This window comes from Streptomyces sp. SM18 (assembly GCF_002910775.2).
In the GTDB taxonomy this organism is placed as follows: domain Bacteria; phylum Actinomycetota; class Actinomycetes; order Streptomycetales; family Streptomycetaceae; genus Streptomyces; species Streptomyces halstedii.
In genome coordinates this window covers 227,854-252,444 of sequence record NZ_CP029342.1, presented here as the reverse complement: position 1 = coordinate 252,444, position 24,591 = coordinate 227,854, and the positions used below count along the sequence as shown (strand labels likewise).

The 24,591-nt window shown below is 72.7% G+C and carries 20 protein-coding genes; 18 read left to right on the top strand and 2 right to left on the bottom strand.

The annotated features are described in order from the left end of the window. The first annotated feature begins 360 nt into the window (after positions 1–360). The 11 genes from B9S64_RS01060 to B9S64_RS01010 all read left to right on the top strand — a co-directional run bounded on the left by B9S64_RS01060 (position 361) and on the right by B9S64_RS01010 (position 11,492). A complete protein-coding gene (locus tag B9S64_RS01060; RefSeq protein WP_093526844.1) occupies positions 361–1,122 on the top strand; it encodes a DeoR/GlpR family DNA-binding transcription regulator in 762 nt (253 codons plus the stop codon). A gap of 121 nt (positions 1,123–1,243) precedes the next feature. Continuing rightward, positions 1,244–2,602 carry a sugar ABC transporter substrate-binding protein gene (locus B9S64_RS01055; RefSeq protein ID WP_103489652.1) on the top strand — a complete coding sequence of 453 codons (1,359 nt, stop codon included), beginning with the start codon at positions 1,244–1,246 and terminating at the stop codon, positions 2,600–2,602. Then, the gene (locus B9S64_RS01050) at positions 2,599–3,564 is read left to right on the top strand and encodes a carbohydrate ABC transporter permease (protein ID WP_103489651.1); all 966 of its coding nucleotides are present in this window, start codon (positions 2,599–2,601) and stop codon (positions 3,562–3,564) included. The genes B9S64_RS01055 and B9S64_RS01050 overlap by 4 nt, the downstream gene beginning before the upstream one ends. After that, entirely contained in the window at positions 3,561–4,439 is an 879-nt protein-coding gene (locus B9S64_RS01045) for a carbohydrate ABC transporter permease (protein ID WP_103489650.1), read from the top strand. Before B9S64_RS01050 ends, B9S64_RS01045 begins: the two co-directional genes overlap by 4 nt. Further along, positions 4,439–5,428, top strand: coding sequence for a zinc-dependent alcohol dehydrogenase family protein (locus tag B9S64_RS01040; RefSeq protein ID WP_103489649.1), 990 nt, complete (start codon positions 4,439–4,441; stop codon positions 5,426–5,428). The genes B9S64_RS01045 and B9S64_RS01040 overlap by 1 nt, the downstream gene beginning before the upstream one ends. After that, complete coding sequence (locus B9S64_RS01035) at positions 5,425–6,339, top strand: PfkB family carbohydrate kinase (protein ID WP_103489648.1); 915 nt, start codon at positions 5,425–5,427, stop codon at positions 6,337–6,339. Before B9S64_RS01040 ends, B9S64_RS01035 begins: the two co-directional genes overlap by 4 nt. Positions 6,340–6,461: 122 nt before the next feature. After that, the gene (locus tag B9S64_RS01030; protein ID WP_103489654.1) at positions 6,462–8,849 is read left to right on the top strand and encodes a SpoIIE family protein phosphatase; all 2,388 of its coding nucleotides are present in this window, start codon (positions 6,462–6,464) and stop codon (positions 8,847–8,849) included. A gap of 212 nt (positions 8,850–9,061) precedes the next feature. After that, positions 9,062–9,487 carry a DUF6221 family protein gene (locus tag B9S64_RS01025; protein ID WP_103490853.1) on the top strand — a complete coding sequence of 142 codons (426 nt, stop codon included), beginning with the start codon at positions 9,062–9,064 and terminating at the stop codon, positions 9,485–9,487. A gap of 95 nt (positions 9,488–9,582) precedes the next feature. Beyond that, on the top strand, positions 9,583–9,936 hold the full coding sequence (locus B9S64_RS01020; RefSeq protein WP_258037818.1) for a hypothetical protein: 354 nt from the start codon (positions 9,583–9,585) through the stop codon (positions 9,934–9,936). A gap of 179 nt (positions 9,937–10,115) precedes the next feature. Further along, the gene (locus tag B9S64_RS01015; protein WP_028441853.1) at positions 10,116–10,613 is read left to right on the top strand and encodes a peptidylprolyl isomerase; all 498 of its coding nucleotides are present in this window, start codon (positions 10,116–10,118) and stop codon (positions 10,611–10,613) included. 171 nt (positions 10,614–10,784) lie between these two features. Further along, entirely contained in the window at positions 10,785–11,492 is a 708-nt protein-coding gene (locus tag B9S64_RS01010) for a ribonuclease H (protein ID WP_103490854.1), read from the top strand. A gap of 16 nt (positions 11,493–11,508) precedes the next feature. On the opposite strand, the gene B9S64_RS01005 is transcribed toward B9S64_RS01010, so the two are convergent. Further along, positions 11,509–11,961, bottom strand: a complete 453-nt coding sequence (locus tag B9S64_RS01005) for an ATP-binding protein (protein WP_374936064.1) — start codon at positions 11,959–11,961, stop codon at positions 11,509–11,511. 229 nt (positions 11,962–12,190) lie between these two features. Here B9S64_RS01005 and B9S64_RS01000 point away from each other — a divergent pair, with 229 nt between their 5' ends. The 6 genes from B9S64_RS01000 (at position 12,191) to B9S64_RS00975 (ending at position 22,157) form a co-directional block, all read left to right on the top strand. Then, positions 12,191–13,039, top strand: a complete 849-nt coding sequence (locus tag B9S64_RS01000) for a Scr1 family TA system antitoxin-like transcriptional regulator (protein WP_103490856.1) — start codon at positions 12,191–12,193, stop codon at positions 13,037–13,039. A gap of 287 nt (positions 13,040–13,326) precedes the next feature. After that, entirely contained in the window at positions 13,327–13,581 is a 255-nt protein-coding gene (locus tag B9S64_RS00995) for a WhiB family transcriptional regulator (protein ID WP_103490857.1), read from the top strand. 41 nt (positions 13,582–13,622) lie between these two features. Next, entirely contained in the window at positions 13,623–14,024 is a 402-nt protein-coding gene (locus B9S64_RS00990) for a YkvA family protein (RefSeq protein WP_107498638.1), read from the top strand. Between the two features lie 36 nt (positions 14,025–14,060). Beyond that, positions 14,061–15,962, top strand: coding sequence for a rhamnogalacturonan lyase (locus B9S64_RS00985; RefSeq protein ID WP_103490858.1), 1,902 nt, complete (start codon positions 14,061–14,063; stop codon positions 15,960–15,962). A 252-nt stretch (positions 15,963–16,214) separates the two neighbouring features. Further along, the gene (locus B9S64_RS00980; RefSeq protein WP_103490859.1) at positions 16,215–18,656 is read left to right on the top strand and encodes a GH92 family glycosyl hydrolase; all 2,442 of its coding nucleotides are present in this window, start codon (positions 16,215–16,217) and stop codon (positions 18,654–18,656) included. A gap of 156 nt (positions 18,657–18,812) precedes the next feature. After that, positions 18,813–22,157: a LamG-like jellyroll fold domain-containing protein gene (locus B9S64_RS00975; RefSeq protein ID WP_374936063.1), complete on the top strand. Its 3,345-nt coding sequence runs from the start codon at positions 18,813–18,815 to the stop codon at positions 22,155–22,157. An 87-nt stretch (positions 22,158–22,244) separates the two neighbouring features. Here B9S64_RS00975 and B9S64_RS00970 read toward each other — a convergent pair whose 3' ends face one another. After that, a complete protein-coding gene (locus B9S64_RS00970) occupies positions 22,245–23,264 on the bottom strand; it encodes a LacI family DNA-binding transcriptional regulator (RefSeq protein WP_103490860.1) in 1,020 nt (339 codons plus the stop codon). 248 nt (positions 23,265–23,512) lie between these two features. Here B9S64_RS00970 and B9S64_RS00965 point away from each other — a divergent pair, with 248 nt between their 5' ends. Next, positions 23,513–24,352, top strand: coding sequence for a phytanoyl-CoA dioxygenase family protein (locus tag B9S64_RS00965; protein WP_103490861.1), 840 nt, complete (start codon positions 23,513–23,515; stop codon positions 24,350–24,352). Positions 24,353–24,591: the final 239 nt, after the last annotated feature.

Here is a 24,591-nt window from a genome sequence, read left to right as displayed (position 1 = left end):
CACCACCTGAGCCGTCCTCGGCTCCGCCGTCGTCCGGCCCGTCCACCTCGTCCGCCCCGCCCGCACCGTCCACCCCGTCCACCCCGTCCGCCCCGCCCGCACCGGGCGGCCGCCCCGGACCACGATCCGGGCGTGAAACGGGCGCGGTACGGACCCGAACGGGCGGCACACCCCTGCCCCGTCACCGGCCCCATGCCCTGTGACCAGCGCGGGGCGTTCCACCGGAACGGGCATGAACGGGCACAGTCCATGGCGCGAAGACGCTGGCCGAACACCCGTTGCTGCTTGTACAAACTATGCGAGGGCCCGAACGGACACCGGGCCCGGCGGAATCAGCACATCTAGCGCAGGGATGGTGTCGTGGGCACCGAGGAACGCCGACGGGGAATCGTCGAGACGGCCCGACGGGACGGTTCGGTCGACGTCAACCGGCTGGCCGAGGAGTTCCGGGTGGCCAAGGAGACCATCAGACGCGATCTGCACACCCTGGAGGAGCACGGCCTCGTCCGGCGCACCCACGGCGGCGCCTACCCCGTGGAGAGCGCGGGCTTCGAGACCACCCTCGCGATGCGCACCACACGCCACGTCCCGCAGAAGTCACGGATCGCGGCCGCCGCCGCGGACCTGCTCCAGGACGCCGAGACGGTCTTCGTCGACGAGGGCTACACCCCGCAGCTCATCGCCGAGGCCCTGCCGCGCGACCGGCCGCTGACCGTGGTCACCGCGTCCCTCGCCGTCGCGACGATCCTCGCGGACGCCGAGAAGACCGCCGTACTGCTCCTCGGCGGACGCGTCCGGGGGAGCACGATGGCGACCGTCGACCACTGGGCGACCCGCATGCTCGCCGACTTCGTCATCGATCTGGCGTTCGTCGGCGCGAACGGCATCTCCCGCCGGTACGGGCTGACGACCCCGGACCCCGCGGTGGCCGAGGTCAAGGCACAGGCCGTGCGCAGCGCCCGCCGACGCGTCTTCGCCGGTGTCCACACGAAGTTCGGGGCGGTGAGCTTCTGCCGCTTCGCGGCGGTCGGCGACTTCGAGGCCGTCGTCACCGACAGCCAACTGCCCTCGGCCGAGGCCCAGCGCTACTCCCTCCTCGGCCCGAACGTCATCCGCGTCTGAACAACCGCCCCGGTCGCCGCCCCCGCCCTTCCGAGAGGAGGAGGCCGGAGGGCAGCCCCGCCGTGCCCGCGACGGGCCATGGCACCGAAGTACGAGCCGCTACGACCGATCAGGAGAATCTATGCCCCACCAGCAACGGCGCCGTGGGATCCGCGTGCGTGCGGTCGCGGGCACAGCGACGATGGCGTTTCTCGCCGCCGGGTGCGCCGGAGCCGGCGGCACCTCCTTCGGGGGAGGTGACGCGTTGAACGTACTGATGGTGAACAACCCGCAGATGCTGCAGTTGCAGAAGCTCACCGCGGATCACTTCACCAAGGAGACCGGTATCAAGGTCAACTTCACCGTGCTCCCGGAGAACGACGTCCGCGACAAGATCAGCCAGGACTTCTCCAACCAGGCGGGCCAGTACGACGTCGGCACCATCAGCAACTTCGAGGTGCCCTTCTTCGCGAAGAACGACTGGCTGCACGCCCTCGACGACTACGCCGAGCAGGACACCGCCTTCGACCAGCAGGACATCCTCAAGCCGCTGCGGGACTCGCTCACCGCCGAGGGCACGCTCTACGCCGAACCCTTCTACGGGGAGTCGTCCTTCCTCATGTACCGCAAGGACGTCTTCGAGGCCCAGGGCCTCACGATGCCCGAGCACCCCACCTGGCAGCAGGTGGCCGACCTCGCGGCCCGGACCGACGGCGCCGAGCGCGGTATGAAGGGCATCTGCCTGCGCGGCCTGCCCGGCTGGGGGGAGGTCATCGCCCCGCTCACCACCGTCGTCAACACCATGGGCGGCACCTGGTTCACCGAGGACTGGCAACCGCGCCTGACGTCACCGGAGTTCAAGGAGGCCACCCACTTCTACGTGGACCTCGTGCGCAAGCACGGGGAGCGCGGCGCCTCCCAGTCCGGATACGCCGAGTGCCTCAACAACATGACACAGGGCAAGACCGCCATGTGGTACGACGCCACCGCCGGCGCCGGATCGCTGGAGGCGTCCGGCTCCCCGGTGAAGGGCAAGATCGGCTACGTGCCCGCCCCGGTCGAGAAGACCAAGAGCTCCGGCTGGCTCTACACCTGGGCCTGGGGCATCCAGAAGGCGTCCCGGAAGGCCGACGACGCCTGGAAGTTCGTCTCCTGGGCGTCGGGCAAGGAGTACGAGCAACTCGTCGGCGAGACCAGCGGCTGGGCGAACGTACCCGCCGGCAAACGGGCCTCCACGTACGCGGACCCCGCCTACCGCGAGGAGGCCGGAGCCTTCGCCGACGTCACCGAACAGGCCATCTCCGGCGCCGACCCGCTGAACCCCGGCACCCAGCCCCGCCCCACCGCCGGCATCCAGTTCGTCGGCATACCCGAGTTCACCGATCTCGGCACCAAGGTCGCGCACGAGATCAGCGCCGCGATCGCCGGCCGCCAGTCCGTCGACCAGGCCCTCTCCACCTCCCAGAAGCTGGCCGAGCAGGTCGCCAAGGAGTACCGATGACCACAGCAGTCGGCACCACACCCGCCTCCCCGCCCCGCACCACCCCACCCGCCCCCGGGAAGAAGGGCGGACGACGGGCCTGGGCCACCCGGGCACCGCTCCTGCCCGCGCTGGTCTTCCTGATCGTCGTCACCCAGCTGCCGTTCGTGGCGACTCTCGTCATCTCGCTCTTCGACTGGAACTCCCTCAACCCCGACAAGCGCAGCTTCAACGGGTTCGGCAACTACGCCTCCGTCTTCACCGACGCGGCGCTGCGGGACTCGGTCGTCACCACGGTCCTGCTCACCGCGGGCGTCGTCCTCGCCACGGTCGTCCTGGGGCTGGCCCTCGCCCTGCTCCTGGACCGCACGTTCTTCGGCCGGGGAGTGGTCCGCACCCTCCTCATCACACCGTTCCTGCTCGTCCCCGTCTCCGCCGCGCTGCTGTGGAAGCACGCCCTCTACAACCCGGAGTACGGACTCTTCAACGGCGCCCTGAGCTGGGTGGGCGACCTCTTCGGCGACACCTCCCCGAGCCAGCCCGACTGGATCGCCGAGATGCCGCTGCTCGCCGTCATCGCCGCGCTGGTCTGGCAGTGGACCCCGTTCATGATGCTGATCCTGCTCGCCGGACTCCAGAGCCGGCCCGCCGAGGTGATCGAGGCCGCGCGCCTCGACGGGGCGAGCGGCTGGCAGACCTTCCGCTACCTGACCCTGCCTCACCTGCGCAGATACCTCGAACTGGGCATCCTGCTCGGGGCGGTGTACATCGTGCAGAACTTCGACGCCGTGTTCACCCTCACCGCGGGCGGGCTCGGCACCGCCAACCTCCCGTACACGATCTACCAGACCTTCTACCAAGCCCACGAATACGGACTGGCGTCCGCCGCGGGAGTCGTCGTCGTGATCGGCACGATCATCATCGCCACCTTCGCGCTCCGGGTCGTCTCGTCCCTCTTCAGTGAGGAGGCGAACCGCGCATGACCACCACCACCGCCCCCGCGTCCTCCCCGGCCGTGCCCCGTACGGCACGCAGGGCCAAGCGGCGCTCGACGGCGCTCGGCCTGCTCGCCTGGGCGGCAGGACTCGCGTTCTGCCTGCCCGCGCTCTGGATGCTCCTGACCTCGCTGCACGCCGAGTCGGACGCGGCGACCAACCCGCCCTCCCTCTTCGCCCCGCTCACCCTCGACGGCTACCGCGCCTTCTTCGGCGCCGACACGGGAGTGACCCCCTGGCCGCCCCTGCTCAACTCCCTGGGCGCGTCCTTCTTCTCCACGCTCCTGGTGCTCCTGCTGGCGCTTCCGGCGGCGTACGCGCTGTCCATCCGGCGGGTACGCAAGTGGACCGACGTGATGTTCTTCTTCCTCTCCACGAAGATGCTGCCCGTCGTCGCCGGACTGCTGCCCGTCTACCTGTTCGCCAAGAACGCCGGGATGCTCGACAACATCTGGCTCCTGGTCCTGCTCTACACCTCGATGAACCTGCCGATCGCGGTGTGGATGCTCCAGTCCTTCCTCGCCGACGTGCCCGTCTCCGTCATCGAGGCCGCCCAGGTGGACGGCGCCCGGCTGCCGACCGTCCTGGCCCGCGTGGTCGCCCCGATGGCCGCCCCCGGCATCGCCGCCACCGCGCTGATCTGCTTCATCTTCAGCTGGAACGAACTGCTCTTCGCACGGGTGCTCACCGGCGTCGTCGCCCAGACCGCGCCCGTCTTCCTCACCGGATTCGTCACCAGCCAGGGCCTCTTCCTGGCCCAGCTGTGTGCCGCCTCCGTCGTCGTGTCCCTGCCGGTGCTCGCCGCCGGCTACGCCGCCCAGGACAAACTCGTCCAGGGCCTCTCTCTGGGAGCAGTGAAATAATGCGGGCAGCGATCGTCGAAGCCCCCGGCAAGGTCTCCGTCACCACCGTCCCGGACCCCACCCCGGGCCCCCGCGACGTCGTGGTCTCCGTCGCCTCGTGCGGCCTGTGCGGAACCGATCTGCACATCCTCCAGGGGGAGTTCGCACCCACCCTGCCCATCGTCCCGGGGCACGAGTTCGCCGGCGAGATCGTCGGCACCGGCCGGGACGTCACGGAACTGGCCGTCGGCGACCGGGTCGCCGTCGACCCCTCCCTGCACTGCCACGAGTGCCGCTACTGCCGCGTCGGACGCGGCAACCTCTGCGAACGCTGGGCCGCCATCGGCGTCACCGTCCCCGGCGGTGCGGCGGAGTTCGCCGTGGCGCCCGTGGCCAACTGCGTCAAACTGCCCGACCACATCGACGTCAAGGACGCGGCCCTCGTCGAGCCGCTGTCCTGCGCGGTGCGCGGCTACGACGTGCTGAGCGGCACCCTCGGCGCCGAGGTGCTGATCTACGGCTCGGGCACCATGGGCCTCATGATGCTGGAGCTCGCCAAGCGCACCGGCGCGGCCTCCGTCGACGTACTGGACGTCAACCCCGACCGGCTCGGCACCGCCGGCCTCCTCGGCTGCTCCCGGTCCGCCGCCGGGGCCGAGGAGCTGGAGCAGCCCGGCGGCTGGGACGTCGTCATCGACGCGACCGGCAACGCGGGCGCCATCCAGGACGGCCTGGGGCGCGTCGCGAAGGGCGGCACCTTCCTCCAGTTCGGGGTCGCCGACTACGCGACGACCGCCGTCATCGAGCCGTACCGCATCTACAACCAGGAGATCACCATCACCGGTTCGATGGCGGTCCTGCACAGCTACGAACGCGCCGCCGCGCTCTTCGCGAGCGGGGTGCTCGACCCGTCGGTGTTCATCAGCGACCGGCTGCCGCTGGAGCAGTACCCGCAGGCCATCGACCGCTTCAAGGCGGGCATCGGGCGCAAGATCGTGGTCGAGCCGTGACCGGCGGCCCCGGAACGGTCCTGGTGGTCGGCGAGGCGCTCATGGACCTCGTCCCGGTGGCCGGGGACGGCGGTGTGCGGGCCGCGCAGTTCGGCGGCGCCCCGGCCAACGTCGCCGTCGCGCTGGCCCGGCTCGGCACCCCGGTCGCCTTCGCCGGCGGCCTCGGCGGCGACGGCTTCGCCCGTACCGTCGAGGACCGGCTGCGGGCCGCCGGGGTGGACCTCGGCCTCTGCGTCCGCAGCGACCTGCCCACCGCGCTGGCCGTCGCCGACCCCGGCGCCGACGGCACGGGCTACCACTTCCACCTCCAGGACACGGCGACCTTCCGGCTCCCGGACCTCTCGGCGCGGGCGGCCGGCTTCGGCGCCGTGTACGTGGGCGGGCTCGCCGCCGTGGTGGAACCCGCCGCCGAGGCCGTACGGGCGACCGCGCTGGCCGCCGCCGAGCACTCCCTCCTCGTGGTGGACCCCAACGTCCGCCGGGACCGCACCCTGGACGCCGAGCGCGGTCCGGCGGCCCTGCGCGAGCTGTGCCGCCTCGCGCACGTCGTCAAGGCCAGCGACGAGGACCTGGCACTGCTGTGGCCGGAGGCGGACCCGGAGGACACCTGCCGGACACTCGCCGACGGCGGACGGCTGGTGGTGCTGACCCGTGGGGCCCGGGGCAGCACGGCCTACACCCCGGCCGCGCCCCCGGTGTCCGTGGCGGCCACCCCCGTCGAGGTCGTCAACACCATCGGAGCGGGTGACGCCTTCGTCGCGGGCCTGCTGAGCGGCCTGGGCGCGGGGGGCTCCTTCGCCGGGCCGTCCGACCCGCCCGACGTCCGGGCCCTGCTGGCCTTCGCCTCCGAGGTCGCCGCGTCCGTGTGCTCCCGTACGGGCACCGAGCCCGGCGTGCCCGCCCGCGCCTGACACACCACGTCCACGGCCCCGCACGGGGCCGTGGACGTGCGCGCCGCGGCGCGGCTGCGCATCCTTGTCGTGTGACCCCGAGACCCCAGGGCGGCGGCGTGCCCGACGGGCTGTCCCTGGCGATGGCACGCGCCGTGGTGAACGCCGTCGACGCCGCCGGAGGCTACGCCGGCGGCGTCTACCTGCGTTCCGGGACCCCGGGGCTCCTGCTGATGGCCGTCCTGGCCGGGCTGCCCGGCCGGCTGATGCGGCCCTGGTGGCGCATGCACGTCAACCGGCCGTTCCCGGTGGCCGAGTCCTACAGCTCGGGCATGCCGGTCTACCTCGGGGACGCCGAGGAGGCCATGCGCCGCTTTCCCCAGCTGATGGCCGGCCTGCCGTTCCCCTTCGGCTCGCTGTACGTGCCCGTCCGGAGCGGCCCGACCGTCGTGGGGGTCCTCGTCGTCCTGCGCCACGCCACCCGGGGCGAACCCGTCGGCGCCAACGACCGCCGCCGCCTGGAGGACGTCGCCGAACGGCTCGGCGACGCCTTCACCGAGCTGGAACGGGACGGGACGGAGATCGTGTGGGACGGCGAGCCCCTCACCGTCCGGCTGCCCGCCGAGGCCACCCGGCCCGTCCGCGTCGGCCACTTCACCTGGGACCTCGCCACCGGCGCCGTCACCGCCGACGACGGGGCCCGCGTGATCTTCGGCACCGAGCCCGTGGACCGGCCGCCGAGCACCATGGACGCGCTGACGTCCCGGCTGCCCCCGGAGGACGTGGCCGGACTGTGGACCCTGGCCGGCATGGTCGTCCGGCACGAGGGGCCCCGGGTGCGAAGGACGCGGCTGCGGGGCCCGGACGGGCGGGCCCTCCTGCTGGAACTCTCGGGCCACGGCCCCGCGCCCCGGCTGACCGGGGTGCTGCTCGACACCGGGACCGAGCCGGTCGTCCCGGAGGCGGCGGACCGGCTGCCGCGCGCCATCTTCTCGCTGGACCGCACGGGCCGCGTCACCCACGTCAACCGGCCGGCCGAGGAACTGTTCGGCGTCACCCGCGCCGACCTGGTCGGCCGCACCCTGGCCGAGGCCCTGCCCTGGCTCGCGAACCCCGCCTACGAGGACCACCTGCGGGCCGCCCTGTTCTCCGCCGACCCCGTGTACTTCCTCGCCCGCCACACCCCTGCCACGCTGCTCTCGGTGGCGCTGTACCCCGGCCGGGACGGCATCACCGTGACCGCGAGCACCACGGGGCGGCACGAGGACACCGCCGACTCCGGCGCGAGCGCGAGCGCCGGGCTGGGGTCCCCGGCGGACCGCGCGGCCGTCCTGTACCGGCCGGTGGCCCTCGCCATCGCCCTGACCGAGGCGATGACCGCCCGCCAGGTCTCCGCCGTGGTCACCGATGAGCTGCTGCCCGCGTTCGGCGGCCGGCAGCTCGCCATCTACCTCCTGAACGAGCGGCGCCTCTACCTGGCCTGGGAGACCGGCTTCCCCAGGGGCTTCCTGGCGGGCTTCGACGGGATCGGCCTCGACGCCCGTATCCCCGGCGTGGAGACGCTCACCACCGGGCGGCCGCTGTTCTTCGAGTCCATGGCGCAACTGGAGGAGGCCTATCCCGGCATCCCCCGGGACACCGACGTCGGGGCCCGCGCCTTCCTGCCGCTGATCGCCTCCGGGCGCTCCGTCGGCTCGTGCATTCTCGGCTTCGACCAGCCACGCGGCTTCAGCCCGGAGGAGCGGACCGTGCTCACCGCGCTGGCCGGCCTCATCGCCCAGGCCCTCCAGCGGGCCCAGCGCTACGACTCCGAGGCCGCTCTCGCCCGCGGCCTCCAGGACGCCCTGCTGCCGCACCAACTCCCCGTCTGCGACGGGGTCGAGACCGCGGGGCGCTATCTGCCGGGCACGCAGGGCATGGACGTCGGCGGCGACTGGTACGACGTCATCGAGACCGGGAGCGGGCTGGCCCTGATCATCGGGGACGTCCAGGGGCACGGGGTCGCGGCGGCCGCCACCATGGGTCAACTGCGCAGCGCCGTACGGTCGTTCGCGCTCACCGGACATGACCCGCAGGAGACCATGGAGGCCACGAACCGGCTGCTCATCGACCTGGACCCGGGGCAGTTCGCCAGTTGCTGCTACGTGCTCCTGGACCCCGGCAGCGGGCGCATCCAGGCGGTACGGGCCGGGCACCCCCAGCCCGTACTGCGCCACGCCGACGGCCGGGCCGAGGTGCTGGACCTGACGGGCGGGGTGGTGCTCGGCGTCGACCCGGAGGCCTCGTACCCGGTCACCGACGGCCTGCTGGCCCCCGGTGACGTACTCGCGCTGTTCACCGACGGGCTGGTGGAGAAGGCCGGAGAGGACATCGACGAGGGGATCGAACGCCTGCGGGCGGCCCTGGCCGAGGTGGGCGGCGTCCCGCTCGCGCAGGTGGCGGACCGGGTCATCGCACGGGCGGGGCAGGACGAGAACCGCCCCGACGACATCGCGCTCCTGCTGGCCTGCCGCACGGACCCGCCGGACTGACGGGGGCTCGCCGGCATCCCGGGCGGGCCCGCGGCACCGACGGGGCCGGCCCGCCGTGCGGGGGCGGGTCGCCGGGGGCGCGCGGACCGGGCCGGACCGACGCCTCCGGCCGGCGCGGTCCCGTGGCGTTCCCGCCGGTCGGGCGGCTGCCCCGGTGCCGGAGCTCGGTATATCGTCGTGCCTGCCCGCGACGGAGAAAGGTACCGAACCAGATGGCGGACAACGCGGATCTGCTGGCCTTCGTGCGCGCACGCCTCGCCGAGGAGGAGCGCGTCGCGCGGGACGCCGGCGGGGACGGCTGGCGGTGTCCCGCCGAGGTGCCCGGCGAGGTGCACGACCGGACGGGAGGCATCGCCTTCGTCGTACGGTCGCGCGGTTACGACCGCCACATCGCCTTCCAGGACCCGGCACGCACCTTGCGGCGCGTCGAGACCAACCGGGTCCTGCTGGACGAGTACGAGGAGATCGCGTCCCTGGACACGGACCGCCCGCACCAGGACTTCCCCTCGGGGCGGGCCGTGGGGCTGGGCTTCGTCGTACGCCAGATGGCCGCCGAGCACGCGGGGCACCCCGACTACCGGGTGAAGTGGCTGCCCCGGTTCTCCCACTGGGGCCCGCCCGACGGCTCGGAGGACTGAGCACCGCGCCCCCGGGCCGGATGAGTACCGGGCGGCGGTCCGGCTGAGTACGCCGTCCGATGCCTCCGTGGCCCGCCGCTGGTCGAATGAGGCCCATGACCTCCGAAGCGCGGCGGCACCCGCGCGTCCAGAACCTGACCACCGCCGGCACCGCGCTCGCCGTGGCCCTGCTTCCGCTCGCCGCCGGAGTCCTGCTGGCCAGGGCGGCGGCGAGCGATCCGCTGGCCCCCGTGAACGCCCTGGTCACCGGCGCCGGCGGGCGGGTCCGCGTCGCGCCCCCGCGCGAGGTGCTGTGGGCCCGGACGCGCCACCTGCTCGCCCGGGGCGAGGGCACCCGGATCGGAGGGAGCGCCGCCGCGCTCGCCGCCCGTGTGCGGACCGTACGGGCGGTGGAGGGCCCAAGCGGGGCGAGCGGCGCCGCCGTCCGGGCCCCGGCGTCCCGTGGGTGAGGACACCGCCGCGCGACCGCCGCCGACCGGGTCCCGGACGGTCCGGGTGTCACGGAAGTGCTCCGTGGCGCCCCGCGTCCCGCACTGTGTTCCGGCACTGTGTTCCGGCACGGTGGGGCGCGACCGTGTCGGGCGGGGTCCGTGCACGGAGAGGTGATCGGTGATGTCAGGATGGACCCATGACCATCAAGGCGTATTTCGACATCACCATCGACGACAAGCCCGCCGGGCGGATCGTGTTCAACCTGTTCGACGACGTGACCCCCAAGACCGTGGAGAACTTCCGCGCGCTGGCCACGGGCGAGAAGGGCTTCGGCTACGCCGGATCCCCGTTCCACCGCGTCATCCCGGACTTCATGCTCCAGGGCGGCGACTTCACGCGCGGTAACGGCACCGGCGGCAAGAGCATCTACGGGGAGAAGTTCGCCGACGAGAACTTCACGCTGAAGCACACCAAGCCGGGCCTGCTGTCGATGGCCAACGCGGGCCCGAACACCAACGGTTCGCAGTTCTTCGTCACCACCGTCGCCACCCCGTGGCTGGACGGCAAGCACGTGGTGTTCGGCGAGGTCGCCGACGAGGACAGCATGGCGCTCGTCCGCAAGATCGAGTCCTACGGCTCGCAGTCCGGCCAGACGAAGGCGCCGATCGCGGTCTCCGCGTCCGGCACCCTCTGAGCGTTCCCCGACACCCGTCGCGGGGCCCCGGCCGGGGCCCCGCGACGTCGGCCGACCGGCCCTCCGGGACGTAAGCGGCCCCGGCCACCCCGTCACGGCGCCGTGGTCCGGGAGGCGGTGCGGCCACCGGCTCGGGCGTGACCTGAACAGCCGTGCTGGCATGATCAAGGCATGGAAGACCGCATCATCGCCGCCTGTGACGGCGCATCCAAGGGAAATCCGGGACCCGCGGCCTGGGCGTGGGTCGTGGCCGACGCGCAGGGGCGCCCGCAGCGGTGGGAGGCGGGGCCGCTCGGCGGCGCCACCAACAACATCGCCGAACTCACCGCTCTGCGGGAGCTGTTGACGTCCACCGATCCGGCGCTGCCGATCGAGGTGCGGATGGACTCGCAGTACGCGATGAACGCCGTCACCAAGTGGCTGCCGGGCTGGAAGCGCAACGGCTGGAAGACGTCGGCGGGCAAGCCGGTGGCCAACCGGGAGCTGGTGGTGGAGATCGACGGCCTGCTCGAAGGCCGAGGCGTCACCTTCCGCTACGTACCGGCGCACCAGGTGGACGGCGACCCGCTCAACGCGCTCGCGGACCAGGCCGCGAGCGAGGCGGCCGTCTCGCAGCGGGCGGCCGGGACGGCGTACGGCTCGCCCGAGCCGGTGCCGGCACCCGCGCGGGCGCACAAGAGCGGCGTGGTGAAGGCCCGTACGGCGAAGAAGGGGACGGCGGCGGGCACCGGCGAAGGCAGGGCCTCACGCGCCGGGGCGACGATCCGGGCGAAGTTCGCGGGCCGGTGCCACTGCGGACAGCCCTACGCGGCCAAGGACATGATCGCCAAGAACCCTCATGGCTGGGGCCACCCGGAGTGCCGTACGGCAGCCGTCTGACGGGCCGGGCCGGCGCTCAGACGTCGGCCCAGACCAGCCGTCCGGACAGGCTGGTGCGCGTACCCCAGCGGGTCGCCAGCGTGTCCACCAGCATCAGACCGCGGCCGCCCTCGGACAGGGACGCCAGATCGAAGCCGTCCGGGTCCTCCGGACTGTGTGTGCCGTCCACGGCCACCGGTCCCGGCCCCTCGGCCGTCCCGGCCCGTGGCCGGTGGGCGTGCGGGTCCGGCCTGCGGGGGAGCGGGGCGCGCGGGCCCGCGGGGACGGCACCCGGATGCGCGGGGCGCGCCGGGGCGGGCACACGGGCCCGTCCGCGATTCCACACACAGACGCGCAGACCGTCGGCGGTCCGCACGAGACGGCACCTGATCCGCCGTCCCGTCGTGTGCTGCACGGCGTTCGCGACCAGTTCGGTCACGACCAGAGCGGCCGTCTCGGCGCGGTCACCGGATTCTCCCCAGCGCCTCATCGCCTCCTGCGCTCGGTGCCTCGCCTCGGGGACGCCTTCAGGGGTGCGGGAGACCCACCAGGTCAGTGCACTCCGGTTGCCGGCGTCCTCCGGGGCAAGCTGAGTACACGTGGATATTTCCGACATGTATGTACTCTCCGCGCAAAGGACATACTTTGCAAGCGACAGAATGAACGAACGCTTCCGATTCCGAACCCGAAGGCGACGAGCCGACCGGAAAGGTACGCGCATGAGGCCCCGATCCGGCCCCACGGTCGAGCACCGCGTCCTGGCCGCACGCCTGCGCATCCTGCGTGAGCGCGCGGGCGTCAGCATGCGGGCCGCCGCCCTGGCCCTGGACGCGCACCCGGCGACCGTACGGCGTATCGAACGCGCCGAGACCGGACTGGACGCCCGCCAGGTGCGCGTCCTCCTGGACCGCTACGGGGTTTCCGCCGCCGAGGCCGACCCGATCATGGCGGGACTGGGCTCGGCGAACCTGCCCGGCTGGTGGCACGAATGGCGGGACGCCATGGAGCCCTGGCAGCAGGAGGTCATCGGCATCGAGTCGTCCGCCGGCCTCGTGAGGACCTGGCACCCCGCCCTGGTACCGGAACTGCTGCGCACCCCGGCCTACACGGCGGCCCTCTACCGCACCCTGTACCCCGCCGACACCCCCGCCCGGAGGGAGAGGCGCGTCGAACTGCTGGGGGAGCGGCAGCGCCGCCTGGAGGAGCGCGGCGCCGCCCTGTGGGCCCTGCTGCCGGCCGCCGCGCTGCACACCCGGGTCGGCGGGGACCGGGTGATGGCCGAGCAGCGGGAACGGCTCGCCGAGGCCGCGCACCGGCCGCACCTCACCGTGCAGACCGTCCCCCTCGACGCCCCGCCGCACGCCATGACCGGCCTGCCACCGCTGTACGTGCTCCGCGTCCCCACGCCGGAGATCGGTGACCGGGCCGTCCTGGAGATTCCCGGCGGCCGTGCCGACATCGTGGACGACCCCGCGGTCGTCATGGACTACCGCATCCGCCTGGACGGCGCGTGCGCGGCCGCCCCGCCCCCCGGCACACCCCTCCCGTACGACACGCCCGCGCTCTGATCCGGCGCGCGCCGGGCCACGGGGCCCGCGCGTGATGCGGTGGTACGGGCCCGCGTCCGTCCGCACGTGGACGAGGCGCGCGGCCGCGTCACGCCCCGCGCCGAGGCCCCGGCCGGCACCCCGCGCCGACGACCTGCGCCGATGGGTGTCAACCGGCCGTCCCGGAGCGCCCAGTGCCTTCCGGGCGGGCCCGGAACCAGGGGCCGCGGTGGGTTTCGACCGTCCGAGGGCGGTCACCCGCACGGTGTACGACGTCCGGCACGACCCCGCACACAGGGAGTGAGACCATGGACAACTGGCGCACACACGCGGCCTGCCGCGACGAGGACCCCGACCTCTTCTTCCCCATCGGCACCACCGGCCCCGCCCTGGTGCAGACCGAGGAGGCCAAGGCCATCTGCCGGAGCTGCCCCGTCCGGCAGCAGTGCCTGGACTGGGCCCTGGAGAACAACCAGGACACCGGCGTCTGGGGCGGCCTCGGCGAGACGGAGCGCAGGACCCTCAAGCGCCGCTCCCGCCGGCAGGCCAGGAGCAACGGATGAGACCCGGGGTCCGCGGACCCCGGACGGGAGGACGATGAACCATGGACAACACCACGGTCTGGCTCCTTCTCGGCGCGCTCGTCGCCCTGCTCATGGCGGGCACCGCCGCCGTCCTCCTCGTCCGGGTCCTCAAGGCCAGGAAGCTGCTCCTGGCCGCGGGTGTCCCGCTCCGGGACAAGGCGCTGGTCTGGGCGGCGGTGATCTACACCGTCTCCCCGGTGGACCTCCTGCCGGACCCCGTCTACCTGGACGACATCGGCTTCCTGCTGCTCGCCCTGCGCTCCCTGCACTCCGCGGCGCGCGCGGCCGGAGCGGGGCGCCGTACGGCGGCCGGCGGGAAAGCGGCCCGTGGAACGGCGGCCGGCGGGAAAGCGGCCCCTGACAAGGCGCTCGGCGGAACACCGGAGTCCGGCGGCAACCTTTCGGCGTCCGGGAGCAACTGACGGGGCGTAACCCGTCCCCGGCAGAAGGTGTCTCTCGTGGAGCCCTCGTTTCCCCGCCCCGAACCCCCCGTCCACCGCGGGCGCCGCCGCGGCCGTCGCCACGCGCTGGTCGGCTCGCTGACCGCCGGAGTGCTCGCCGCCACCGGCCTCGTCGCCCTCGGACCGACGTCCCAGGCCGCCACCGCCCGGCAGGCCGAGAAGCTGGACCGCGGTGTCGTGAGCGTCCACACCAACAGCGGGAACCTCGTCAGCTGGCGCTGGCTGGGCACCGACCCCGACACCGTCGCGTTCAACGTCTACCGGGCCGGCACCAAGGTCAACCCCTCGCCGGTCACCGCCTCGGCCAACTACTTCCACGCGGACGCCCCCGCGACCGCCGACTACACCGTGCGCGCGGTGGTGAACGGCGTCGAGCAGGCCGACTCCGCGCACGCGGTCCAGTTCCGCGCGGGCTACAAGGACGTGCCCATCAGCCCGCCCGCGGGCGGCACCACGCCCGACGGCGTCGCCTACACCTACGAGGCGAACGACGCGTCCGTCGGCGACCTCGACGGCGACGGGGCCCTCGACTTCGTACTGAAGTGGCAGCCCACCAACGCCAAGGACAACGCGCAGTCCGGCTACACCGGCAACACGGTCCTCGACGGCGTCAAGCTCGACGGCACCCGGCTGTGGCGCGTCGACCTCGGGCGCAACATCCGCTCCGGGGCGCACTACACGCAGTTCCAGGTGTACGACTACGACGGCGACGGGAAGGCCGAGGTGGCCATGAAGACCGCCGACGGCAGCGTCGACGGCACCGGCAAGGTCATCGGCACCGCCTCGGCCGACCACCGCAACTCCTCCGGCTACATCCTGTCCGGACCCGAATACCTCACGATGTTCAACGGCCTCACCGGTGCGGCGATGGGCACCGTCGACTACGTCCCGGCGCGCGGCACCGTCTCCTCCTGGGGCGACTCGTACGGCAACCGGGTCGACCGCTTCCTGGCCGGCACCGCCTACCTGGACGGCTCCCGGCCCTCCCTGATCATGGCGCGCGGCTACTACACCCGCAGCGTCGTCGCCGCCTGGGACTGGCGCAACGGCGCCTTCACCCGGCGCTGGACCTTCGACACCAACAGCTCGACCAACACCGGCAAGGGATACGACGGCCAGGGCAACCACCAGCTCTCGGTGGCCGACGTCGACGGCGACGGCAAGGACGAGATCGTGTACGGCGCCATGGCCGTGGACGACAACGGCAGTGCGCTGTGGACCACCAGGAACGGGCACGGCGACGCCATGCACGTCGGCGACCTCGACCCCTCGCGGCCCGGCCTGGAGGAGTTCAAGGTGGACGAGGACGGCGCGAAGCCGTCCTCCTGGATGGCCGACGCGAAGACCGGCCAGATCCTGTGGTCCACCCCGGCCGCGGGGGACAACGGACGCGGGGTGTCCGGTGACATCTGGGCCGGCAGCCCCGGCGCCGAGTCCTGGTCGTCCGCCGTCTCCGGCGTACGCGACCCGAAGGGCACCGTGGTCAGCGGCCGCAAGCCCTCCAGCACCAACTTCCTGGCCTGGTGGGACGGCGACACCACCCGTGAACTCCTCGACGGCACCCACATCGACAAGTACGGCCCCTCCGGCGACACCCGCCTGCTGACCGCGGCCTCGGTCCACTCCAACAACGGCACCAAGGCCACCCCGGCGCTCTCCGGCGACATCCTCGGCGACTGGCGGGAGGAGGTGGTCTGGCCGACCACCAACAACACCGCGCTGCGGATCTACTCCACGCCGTACGAGACCGGGACGAAGATCACCACGCTGCTCCACGACACCGTGTACCGCACGGCGCTGGCCTGGCAGAACGCCGCGTACAACCAGCCGCCGCACCCCAGCTTCGCCATCGGCGACGGGGCGCCCACCGCGCCCCGGCCGGCCGTCACCACGCCGTAGCGTCCCGGGACCGGCGGCCCCGCTCGCCGGTCACCGGATCGCCCACCGTCCTCCGCGGTCCTTGACACCACGTCAGCCGGTGCCGCCGACCAGTGCGTTCACCACGCGTTCACCGGTCCCCTCCGTACGCGGCATTCCCCCGCACGCCCTGGCGATCTACGCTCGGCCGCGCACCGGCCGACGCTGGCGGACACCGGATCCCTCCGGGTTCCGACAACGTTGTCCATCCCCCCATGGAGGAGTATCCGCGCCATGCCACCCAGACATCCCGCCCTCCGGACGGCCGTCACGCGGGCCGCCGCCGTCGTCCTCGCCGGCACGCTCGCCGGCGCCGTCACCCCGCCCGCCGCCCAGGCCGACACGCTCGTCACCCGGCCGACCGCGTACGTGGACCCGCTGATCGGCAGCGCGAACGGGGGCAACACCTTCCCCGGCGCCGTGCTCCCGTACGGCATGATGGCCTGGTCACCGACCAGTACCACCGGCGACCAGACCGGCACCGGGGCCGCCAACGGCTACGAGTACGGGGCGACCCGGCTGCGCGGCCTGAGCCTCACCCATGTCAACGGGGCCGGCTGCAACCCCGGTGCCGCCGGTGACGTGCCGGTCATGCCGTTCGTCGGGGACATCACCTCGTCCCCGTCCGCCGACACGAAGGACGCCGTCTACGCGGCGGACTTCTCCCACGACGACGAGCGCGCCGTCCCCGGCCGCTACACGCTCGGACTCGCCTCCGGTGCCTCCGCCGACCTCGCGGTGAGCGAACGGGCGGGCGTGGCCGACTTCCGCTTCCCGGCGGACAAGCCCGCCAACCTGCTCTTCCGGGTCTCCAACTCCCTCAACGGCAGCGAGGACGCCGAGATCCACATCGACACCGCTCACCGCAAGGTGACCGGTTCGGTGCTCACCGGCGCGTTCTGCGGACGGCGCGCCAACGGCGGTACCAACAACCGCAAGAGCTACTACCGGCTCTACTTCAGCGCCTCCTTCGACCGCGCCTTCGCCTCCACCGGCACCTGGAAGGACGACACCCTCGCGCCGGGGTCCACCCGGGCGAGCGGGGGAGAGGGCTACGCCACCGGGGCCGACCGGGCCGGGCGGGGCTCGGGCGGCTGGGTCGGCTTCGACACCTCATCGGACGACGACGTGCGGATGCGGATCGGTATCTCCTACGTCAGCCAGGCCGGGGCCGAGGCCAACCTCCGTCAGGAGATAGCCCCCGGGGCGAGCGTGGACGACGTCGCCCGCGCCGGATCGCGCGCCTGGGACCGCGAGCTGAACTCCGTACGCGTCGGCGGCGGCGGTGAGGCGCGGCGCACCACCTTCTACACCGCGCTGTACCACGCGCTGATGCAGCCCAACCTGATCAGCGACCGCGACGGCCGCTACCCCGGCATGGACGGGGCGGCGCACCGGGTGACGCGCGGTCAGAAGGCCCAGTACAGCAACTTCTCGGGCTGGGACCAGTACCGGGCGCAGATCCAGCTCCTCGCGCTGCTCAAGCCGGAGATCGCCGGGGACTTCGCGCAGTCCCTTTACAACTTCGCCCGGCAGAACGGCGGCGTGTGGGACCGCTGGGTGCACGTCAACGGCGCCACCCATGTGATGACCGGCGACCCCTCGGCGGCGACCCTCGCCACCTTCTACGCGATGGGCGTCCGCAACTTCGACTTCGACTACGAGGGCGCCTTCGAGTCCCTGGCCCGGCAGGCCACCGTGCCGCACCCCGACGGGCTGTCGGACGCCGGGTGCCCGGGACAGTGCACCGGTCAACGGCCCAACCTGGCGCAGTACCTGGACTCCCACTACGCCGCGCAGGACGTCTGTCACTGCTGGGGCGGGGCCGCCGAGACGCTGGAGGACGCGGTGGCCGACGCGGCGCTGGGCCGCTGGGCCCGCCTGCTCGGGCGGGACGAGGAGGCCGCCTCCTTCGAGGAGCGCGGCCGCTGGTGGCGCAACGTCTTCAACCCCGGGGCCGGTGACGGCTCCGGGACGACGGGGTACGTCCAGGCCCGGAACCTCGACGGCTCCTGGGTGACGCCGTTCAGCCCCGGCAGCGAGAACGGCTTCGCGCAGGGCACCAGCGCCACGTACACCTGGATGGTCCCCCAGGACGTGCGGGGGCTGGCCGAGGCGATGGGGGGCCGGGACGCCGCGGCGGAGCGACTGGACGCCTTCTTCCACAAGCCGGACGGTTCCTGGTCGGTGAAGGGCGGCGACGCGCTGCGCTACGACCCCACCAACGAACCCGGTATCCACGCCCCGTGGCTGTACAACGCGCTGGGGCAGCCGTGGAAGACCCAGGAGACCGTACGGGAGATCGTGGACACGGTGTACGGCACCGGGCCGCGCGGTCTGCCCGGCAACGACGACCTCGGCACGATGTCCGCCTGGTACGTCTTCGCCGCCCTCGGCCTCTTCCCGCAGACGCCCGGCAGTGCCACGATGCTGCTCGGGGCGCCGCTCTTCCCGTCCGCCGTGCTGGACCGTCCGCACGGGAAGGACATCACCCTCCGGGCCCCGGCGGCCGACGCGACACATTCGTACATCGACTCCGTCCGGGTGGACGGGCGCCCGAGCGACCGGTCCTGGACCGATGCCCGGCTGGTCACCCGCGGTGGTTCGGTGACCTACCGGCTGGCCGACCGTCCCAACCCGAGTTGGGCCACCGGACCTGCGGATCTGCCGCGGTAGCCGTCCCCTGAACCCGGTCCCGGACCCCGGTGCGCACCTGCTGTCCGCGCACCGGGGTCCGGGGTGCCGGGAGCCGGGGCGGGGTGGGCGATATCTTTCTATCGTTGAAAATTCTCGCTGCACGACCGTTGTCAGCGTGTTCGAGGCTGTGGCTCAATGTTCGACTATGTGCAGTGCTCCGCCGTTCGGGGGCACTTCGGCTTCTTCGACGAGGACGACGCCTTGATGCGACAACCAGCCCGCCACCGCACTCTGCTGAGAACACTGGTCTGCACGGCAGCGCTGCTGCTGCCCGTCGGGGCCACCCTGGTCCCGGCCGCCGCCGCCCCCGCCCCGGACTCCGCGAGCACCACCGCGGCGGCCTTCGGGGCGAAGAACCCCGCCACCGAGGTGCACGGCCTGAAGGGCGAGTACTACGCCATGTCGGCGCCCGGTGCCCGGGACTTCGCCGTACTCGGCGGTGTATCGCTCGACCCCGACATCAACTTCCCCGGTCTCACGGGTGAGTTCGAGTCGACCACCGGCAGGACCGAACACACCACCGCCCGCTGGACCGGGCAGATCGAGGCCCCCGAGACCGGCGACTACACCTTCCACGCCATCGGCGACAACGGCTTCCGGCTCTTCATCGACGGCAAGCCGGTCATCGACCACTGGGAACCGGACTGGGACAACGAGCAGACCAGCGCACCGCTCACCCTGAAGGCCGGCGAACGCCACGACTTCCGCCTGGAGATGTTCCAGGACACCGGCGGCGCCAACATGTTCCTGCGCTGGTCGAGCGCGAAGCTCGCCAAGCAGATCGTCCCCGAGTCGGCGTTCACCCCGCCCGCCGACTTCGAGGTCTACCCCGTGGGCCTGCGCCTCGCCGAGGACGGACGCACGCTGCGCGCCACCTTCGACGGCCCCGTCCGCGACATCCGGGGCGTCAAGGACCACCTCACCGTCGAGGCGGACACCACCCCGATGCCCGTGAAGTCGGTGAGCCAGGCCCCCGGCCACTCCAGGACCCTGGTCGTCACCCTGGGCGCGGCCGTCCAGAAGGACCAGCGGGTCCGCTTCGCGTACGACGGCGAGGGCGGCCTGAAGGCGGGCGGCGAGAGCGTCCCGGCGATCACCCGCCGGGCCGAGAACCGCTCCACCCAGCGCCTGCTCACCCCGTGGGGTGAGAAGGTCAACGCCAAGAAGCCGCTGCCGGAGTACCCCCGCCCGCAGCAGGTGCGCGACCGGTGGCAGAACCTCAACGGGCCGTGGGAGTTCGCCGGGGCGAAGGCGGGCGAGAAGCCGGTCTTCGGCAAGAAGCTCGGTGAGCGCATCACCGTGCCCTACCCGGTCGAGTCCCAGCTCTCCGGGATCGAGCGCCACGAAGACCACATGTTCTACCGCAAGCTCGTCACCGTCCCCAAGAGCTGGAAGGCCGGCAAGCGCGACGGCGACCGGCTGAAGCTCAACTTCGGTGCCGTGGACCACCACGCGACGGTCTGGGTCAACGGCCGGCAGGTCGCCGAGCACACCGGCGGATACACCGCCTTCAGCGCCGACATCACCGACGCGCTCCGGGGCAGCGGCACCCAGGAGATCGTGGTCGCCGTCACCGACACCACCGGAGCCGACCAGCCCACGGGCAAGCAGTCCGCGAACCCCAGCGGCATCTTCTACACCGCCTCCTCCGGCATCTGGCAGACCGTCTGGATGGAGCCCGTCGCCCCCGCGGCCGTGGACTCCCTGACGACCACCCCCGACATCGGCACGGGCCGGCTCGCCCTGACCGTGAACTCCGCGGGAGCCTCGAAGTCGGCCCAGGTCACCGCCGTCGCCCGCGACAAGAAGGGCAAGGTCGTCGGCAGGACGACCGGCGCGGCCAACCGTGAGCTGAGCCTTCCGGTGGCCAAGCAGCACCTGTGGACGCCGGACGACCCGTACCTGTACGACCTGGAGGTCACCCTCAAGGACGGCCGCTCCAAGGACACCGTCGACAGCTACTTCGGGATGCGCTCCTTCGGTGTCGCCAAGGTCGGCGGCTACCAGAAGCTGGTGCTCAACGGGAAGCCGTTCTTCTCCCTCGCCATGCTCGACCAGGGGTTCTACCCCGACGGCCTGAACACGGCACCCAGCGACGCGGCCCTCGTCTTCGACCTGAAGGCGCAGAAGGACCTCGGCTTCAACTCCGTACGCAAGCACATCAAGGTGGAGCCCGACCGCTGGTACTACCACGCCGACAAGCTCGGACTGCTGGTCTGGCAGGACTTCGTCTCCGGGAACATCACCGGCGAGAAGGGCCAGAAGGCCTTCCTCGACCAGGGCGCCGAGATGATGGAGCAGCTCCACGACCACCCCTCGATCGGCGCCTGGATCGTCTTCAACGAGGGCTGGGGCGAGTGGGACCGCACCGAGACCGGAAAGATCACCGAGAGGGTCCAGGCGGCCGACCCCTCCCGGGTCGTCAGCGCCCACAGCGGAGTCAACTGCTGCAACTCCAAGGGTGACTCCGGCAAGGGCGACATCATCGACCACCACGACTACAACAACACCGACCCGGCCTTCCCGGACGCGAACCGCGCCGCGATGGACGGGGAGCACGGCGGCTTCACCCTGCGGATGCCCGGACACATGTGGCCGGGCGCGCCCACCGCGATCTACAGCGGAGTGGCGGACAAGGACGCCCTGACCGCCAAGTATGTCGAGAACACCCGCACGCACTACCTGGAGGCGGCCGGCGCGGAGCTGTCCGGTTCCATCTACACCCAGGTGACCGACCTGGAGAACGAGCTCAACGGCCTCTGGACGTACGACCGCCGTGAGATCAAGGTCGACCAGGCCAAGGTGCGGAAGATCAACCGGGAGGTCATCGCGGCCGGTGCCGCGGCGGGCCAGCGGGACACGGTCAAGGGCGGCGGCGCCTGGTCCCTGGACGAGAACAAGGGCACCAAGGCCGCCGACAGCGGCCCCAACCGCAAGCACCTCACCCTCTCCCCGGGCACGTCCTGGACCCCCGGGGTCCGGGGCTCGGCGCTCAGGTTCGACGGTGAGGGCCAGTACGCCCAGACCGACGGACCGGTCCTCGACACCACCGGCGACTACACCGTCTCCGCCTGGGCCTCGCTCGACGCGCTCCCCGGCAACTACGCCACCGTCGTCAGCCAGGACGGCCGGCGTCAGGAGAACCCCTTCTACCTCCAGTACGGGCAGGGCGCCTTCGCCTTCTCCACCCCCGGCGCCCACCGGGCCCGGCTGGTGACCAAGCCCGAACTCGGCCGCTGGTACCACCTCGTCGGCGTCCGCAGCGGTGACGAGATCAAGCTGTACGTCGACGGCGCGCTGGCGGCGACCGAGGCGGCCGGACCGGCCGACGTCAGCACCGGCGCCCTCGCGGTGGGCCGCGCCAAGTGGTCGGGCGGGAACACCGACTTCTGGAACGGCGCGGTCGACCAGGTACGCGTCTACGACAGGGCGCTGACCGACAAGGAGGTGGGCGCGCTGCACGACGGCGAGAAGCCGTAGGGCGCACCCCGTGCGGACACCCCGACGGCGCGAGCGGGAGCCGCGCCGCCGGGGGCCCGCACACCCGCACCGGCACCGCGGCCCCCGTCACACCGGGGTGACCTCGGCGCCGGTGCTCTCCCGCGCCAGCAGGCGGTGCGGTACGACGATCCGGCGGCCGGGCAGCGTGCCGAGCCGGCCGAGGACCCGCTCGGCCAGGCACTGCACCGCCCGCTCGGCGATCTGCTCCCGGTCCGGGGCGACGGTCGTGAGGGAGGGGGCGCTGAACCGCCCGTCCTCGATGTCGTCGAATCCCATCAGCGCCATGTCCCGCGGCACCCGCACCCCCTGCTCCGCGGCCACCCGCAGGGCTCCCAGGGCGAGTTCGTCGCTGAAGCAGAACACCGCGTCGGGGCGCCCGGGGAGCGCCAGCAGCTCACGCATCGCCCTCGCCCCCTCCGCCCGGTGCAGATCGGCCACCTCCACCTCCGCCACCGGGGCAAGCCCGGTCTCGGCGAGCCCCTGCCGGAAGCCCTCGGCGCGCAGCTCGGCGGTCCCGTGCCCCAGCGCGGACTGGAGGCCGACCGCGGCGATCCGCCGGCGGCCCGGCGCGGCCAGATGACGGGCGGCGGACCGGGCGGCCGCCACGTTGTCCAGGGCGACATGGTCGATCGACCCGTGCGGCTCCAGCTCACCGAGGACCACCAGTGGCAAGCCGCCCGCGAGCGAGGCCAGTTCGGCCGGAGAGGTCGACCACGGGCTGACGATCATCCCGTCCACCCGCCGCCCCTCCGAGCCGTCCAGCAGACGCCGCTCCAGCTCCGCCCGCCCCCCGGTCCGCTCCAGCAGCACCGTCCAGCCGCGCTCCTGGGCGGCGTCGATGAGGTGACCGGCCAGTGCGCCGAAGTACGGGGAGTGGATCTCGGGCACGACCACGCCGACGAGCCCGGTGCGTCCCTGCCGCAGGTTGCGGGCGGCGAGATTGGGGCGGTAGCCCAGCTCCTCCACCGCGGCCACGACCCGGGCCCGGGTCGCCGGGGCGACCGTGGCGGTGTTGCTCACGACGTTGGAGACGGTCCGCACGGAGACACCGGCCAGCGCGGCGACGTCCTTGAGTCTCGCAGCCACGACGGGTGTGCTCCTGTCCCTCTCCGGCCTCGCGGGGGTGCGGCGGGCCGGGCCGCGCGCCCCTGGGGGCGACGGGCCGCGCCTGTGTCCGCAGTGCACCGTAACAGCCCCGGCGGGAGAAGGGGCGCACTCCCTCTTGCCACGGTGATTGCAACGTTGCAATATGGGCCGCGCAAGCTTGCCGACGAGGTGAACACGCCCTCGGCCGCCCTCTCTTCGCCCCGTGTCCGCCCATGGAAGGACCCCCCATGTACGAACCCGTGACCACCCCCGTCCCCGCCGCGGCCCTCGACACGGCCGTGCGTGAGCTGCACACGGCCGGGATCACCGCCTGCCGCGGCGCGTTCGCCCCCGAGTGGGCCGACCGGATGCGGGAGGACATCGAGAAGGCCTTCGCCGAGGCGCGCGGGCGTGAGGGCGGCGCGGTCGGCCGGGGGCCGCACCGCTACTACGTGGAGATCCACCCCGAGCAGCTGCGCGGCTTCGTGGACCTCGTCGGCCACCCCTGGGTGGACGCGGTGTGCGAGGCGGTCCTGGGGCCCGACTACCGCATCGTCGAGCTGGGGTTCGACATACCGCTGGCCGGGGCCGTGAACCAGCCCTGGCACCGCGACTTCCCCATGCCGGACGCGACGCGCCGCGAGCGCCGGCTGACCTCCCTCGCCTTCAACCTCACCGCGGTCGACACCCGCGAGGACATGGGGCCCTTCGAGATCGCCCCCGGCACCCAGTGGGACGACGACGCCCGCTTCGGTCACGCGATGTTCCCGCCCCGCGAGGACTACCCGCGCTACACCGCGCTCGCGGAGCGCAAGTACCCGAGGCGCGGGGACATCTCGGCCCGCTCGGCGCTGACGGTCCACCGGGGGACCGCCAACCGGTCGCCCGACCCCCGGCCGGTGCTGGTGCTGGGCGTGGACGCCCCGGGCGCCGGCAACGACGGGCACCACGACATGGCGGTGACCCAGGCCTACTGGGCCGCGCTGCCCGGCCGGGTCCGGGCGCACCTGCACTGCCCGGTCGTGGAGGAACTGGCCCCCATCGTCCAGAAACACACGATCGAGGGCCTGGTCATGGGCGACGCCTGACGGCCCGCCGGACAGGGGGGTGGGCCGGCCGGCACGGAACACCCCCACCGCGCGGGGCGGTTGTGGCGCGACACATTTTGGAAACGCGGCGACAACTCTCTTGCCGCCCGCGCCAACCCGCCTATATAACGTTGTAAACCGAGTCGCCGAGAGGCCGCACAGGCCCGCACGACCACCGTTCGCGCAGCTCGCGACGGGTTCGTGAGGAATGCAGCGCCATCTGCCGCCGAGCGGCCGAT

Bases quoted from the DNA above. Each gene is read 5' to 3' on its own strand.
- B9S64_RS01055 (WP_103489652.1), top strand. From the start codon at position 1,244: ATGCCCCACCAGCAACGGCGCCGTGGGATCCGCGTGCGTGCGGTCGCG.
- B9S64_RS01050 (WP_103489651.1), top strand. From the start codon at position 2,599: ATGACCACAGCAGTCGGCACCACACCCGCCTCCCCGCCCCGCACCACC.
- B9S64_RS01045 (WP_103489650.1), top strand. From the start codon at position 3,561: ATGACCACCACCACCGCCCCCGCGTCCTCCCCGGCCGTGCCCCGTACG.
- B9S64_RS01040 (WP_103489649.1), top strand. From the start codon at position 4,439: ATGCGGGCAGCGATCGTCGAAGCCCCCGGCAAGGTCTCCGTCACCACC.
- B9S64_RS01030 (WP_103489654.1), top strand. From the start codon at position 6,462: ATGGCACGCGCCGTGGTGAACGCCGTCGACGCCGCCGGAGGCTACGCC.
- B9S64_RS01025 (WP_103490853.1), top strand. From the start codon at position 9,062: ATGGCGGACAACGCGGATCTGCTGGCCTTCGTGCGCGCACGCCTCGCC.
- B9S64_RS01020 (WP_258037818.1), top strand. From the start codon at position 9,583: ATGACCTCCGAAGCGCGGCGGCACCCGCGCGTCCAGAACCTGACCACC.
- B9S64_RS01015 (WP_028441853.1), top strand. From the start codon at position 10,116: ATGACCATCAAGGCGTATTTCGACATCACCATCGACGACAAGCCCGCC.
- B9S64_RS01010 (WP_103490854.1), top strand. From the start codon at position 10,785: ATGGAAGACCGCATCATCGCCGCCTGTGACGGCGCATCCAAGGGAAAT.
- B9S64_RS01005 (WP_374936064.1), bottom strand. From the start codon at position 11,961: ATGAGGCGCTGGGGAGAATCCGGTGACCGCGCCGAGACGGCCGCTCTG.
- B9S64_RS01000 (WP_103490856.1), top strand. From the start codon at position 12,191: ATGAGGCCCCGATCCGGCCCCACGGTCGAGCACCGCGTCCTGGCCGCA.
- B9S64_RS00995 (WP_103490857.1), top strand. From the start codon at position 13,327: ATGGACAACTGGCGCACACACGCGGCCTGCCGCGACGAGGACCCCGAC.
- B9S64_RS00990 (WP_107498638.1), top strand. From the start codon at position 13,623: ATGGACAACACCACGGTCTGGCTCCTTCTCGGCGCGCTCGTCGCCCTG.
- B9S64_RS00980 (WP_103490859.1), top strand. From the start codon at position 16,215: ATGCCACCCAGACATCCCGCCCTCCGGACGGCCGTCACGCGGGCCGCC.
- B9S64_RS00975 (WP_374936063.1), top strand. From the start codon at position 18,813: ATGTTCGACTATGTGCAGTGCTCCGCCGTTCGGGGGCACTTCGGCTTC.
- B9S64_RS00965 (WP_103490861.1), top strand. From the start codon at position 23,513: ATGTACGAACCCGTGACCACCCCCGTCCCCGCCGCGGCCCTCGACACG.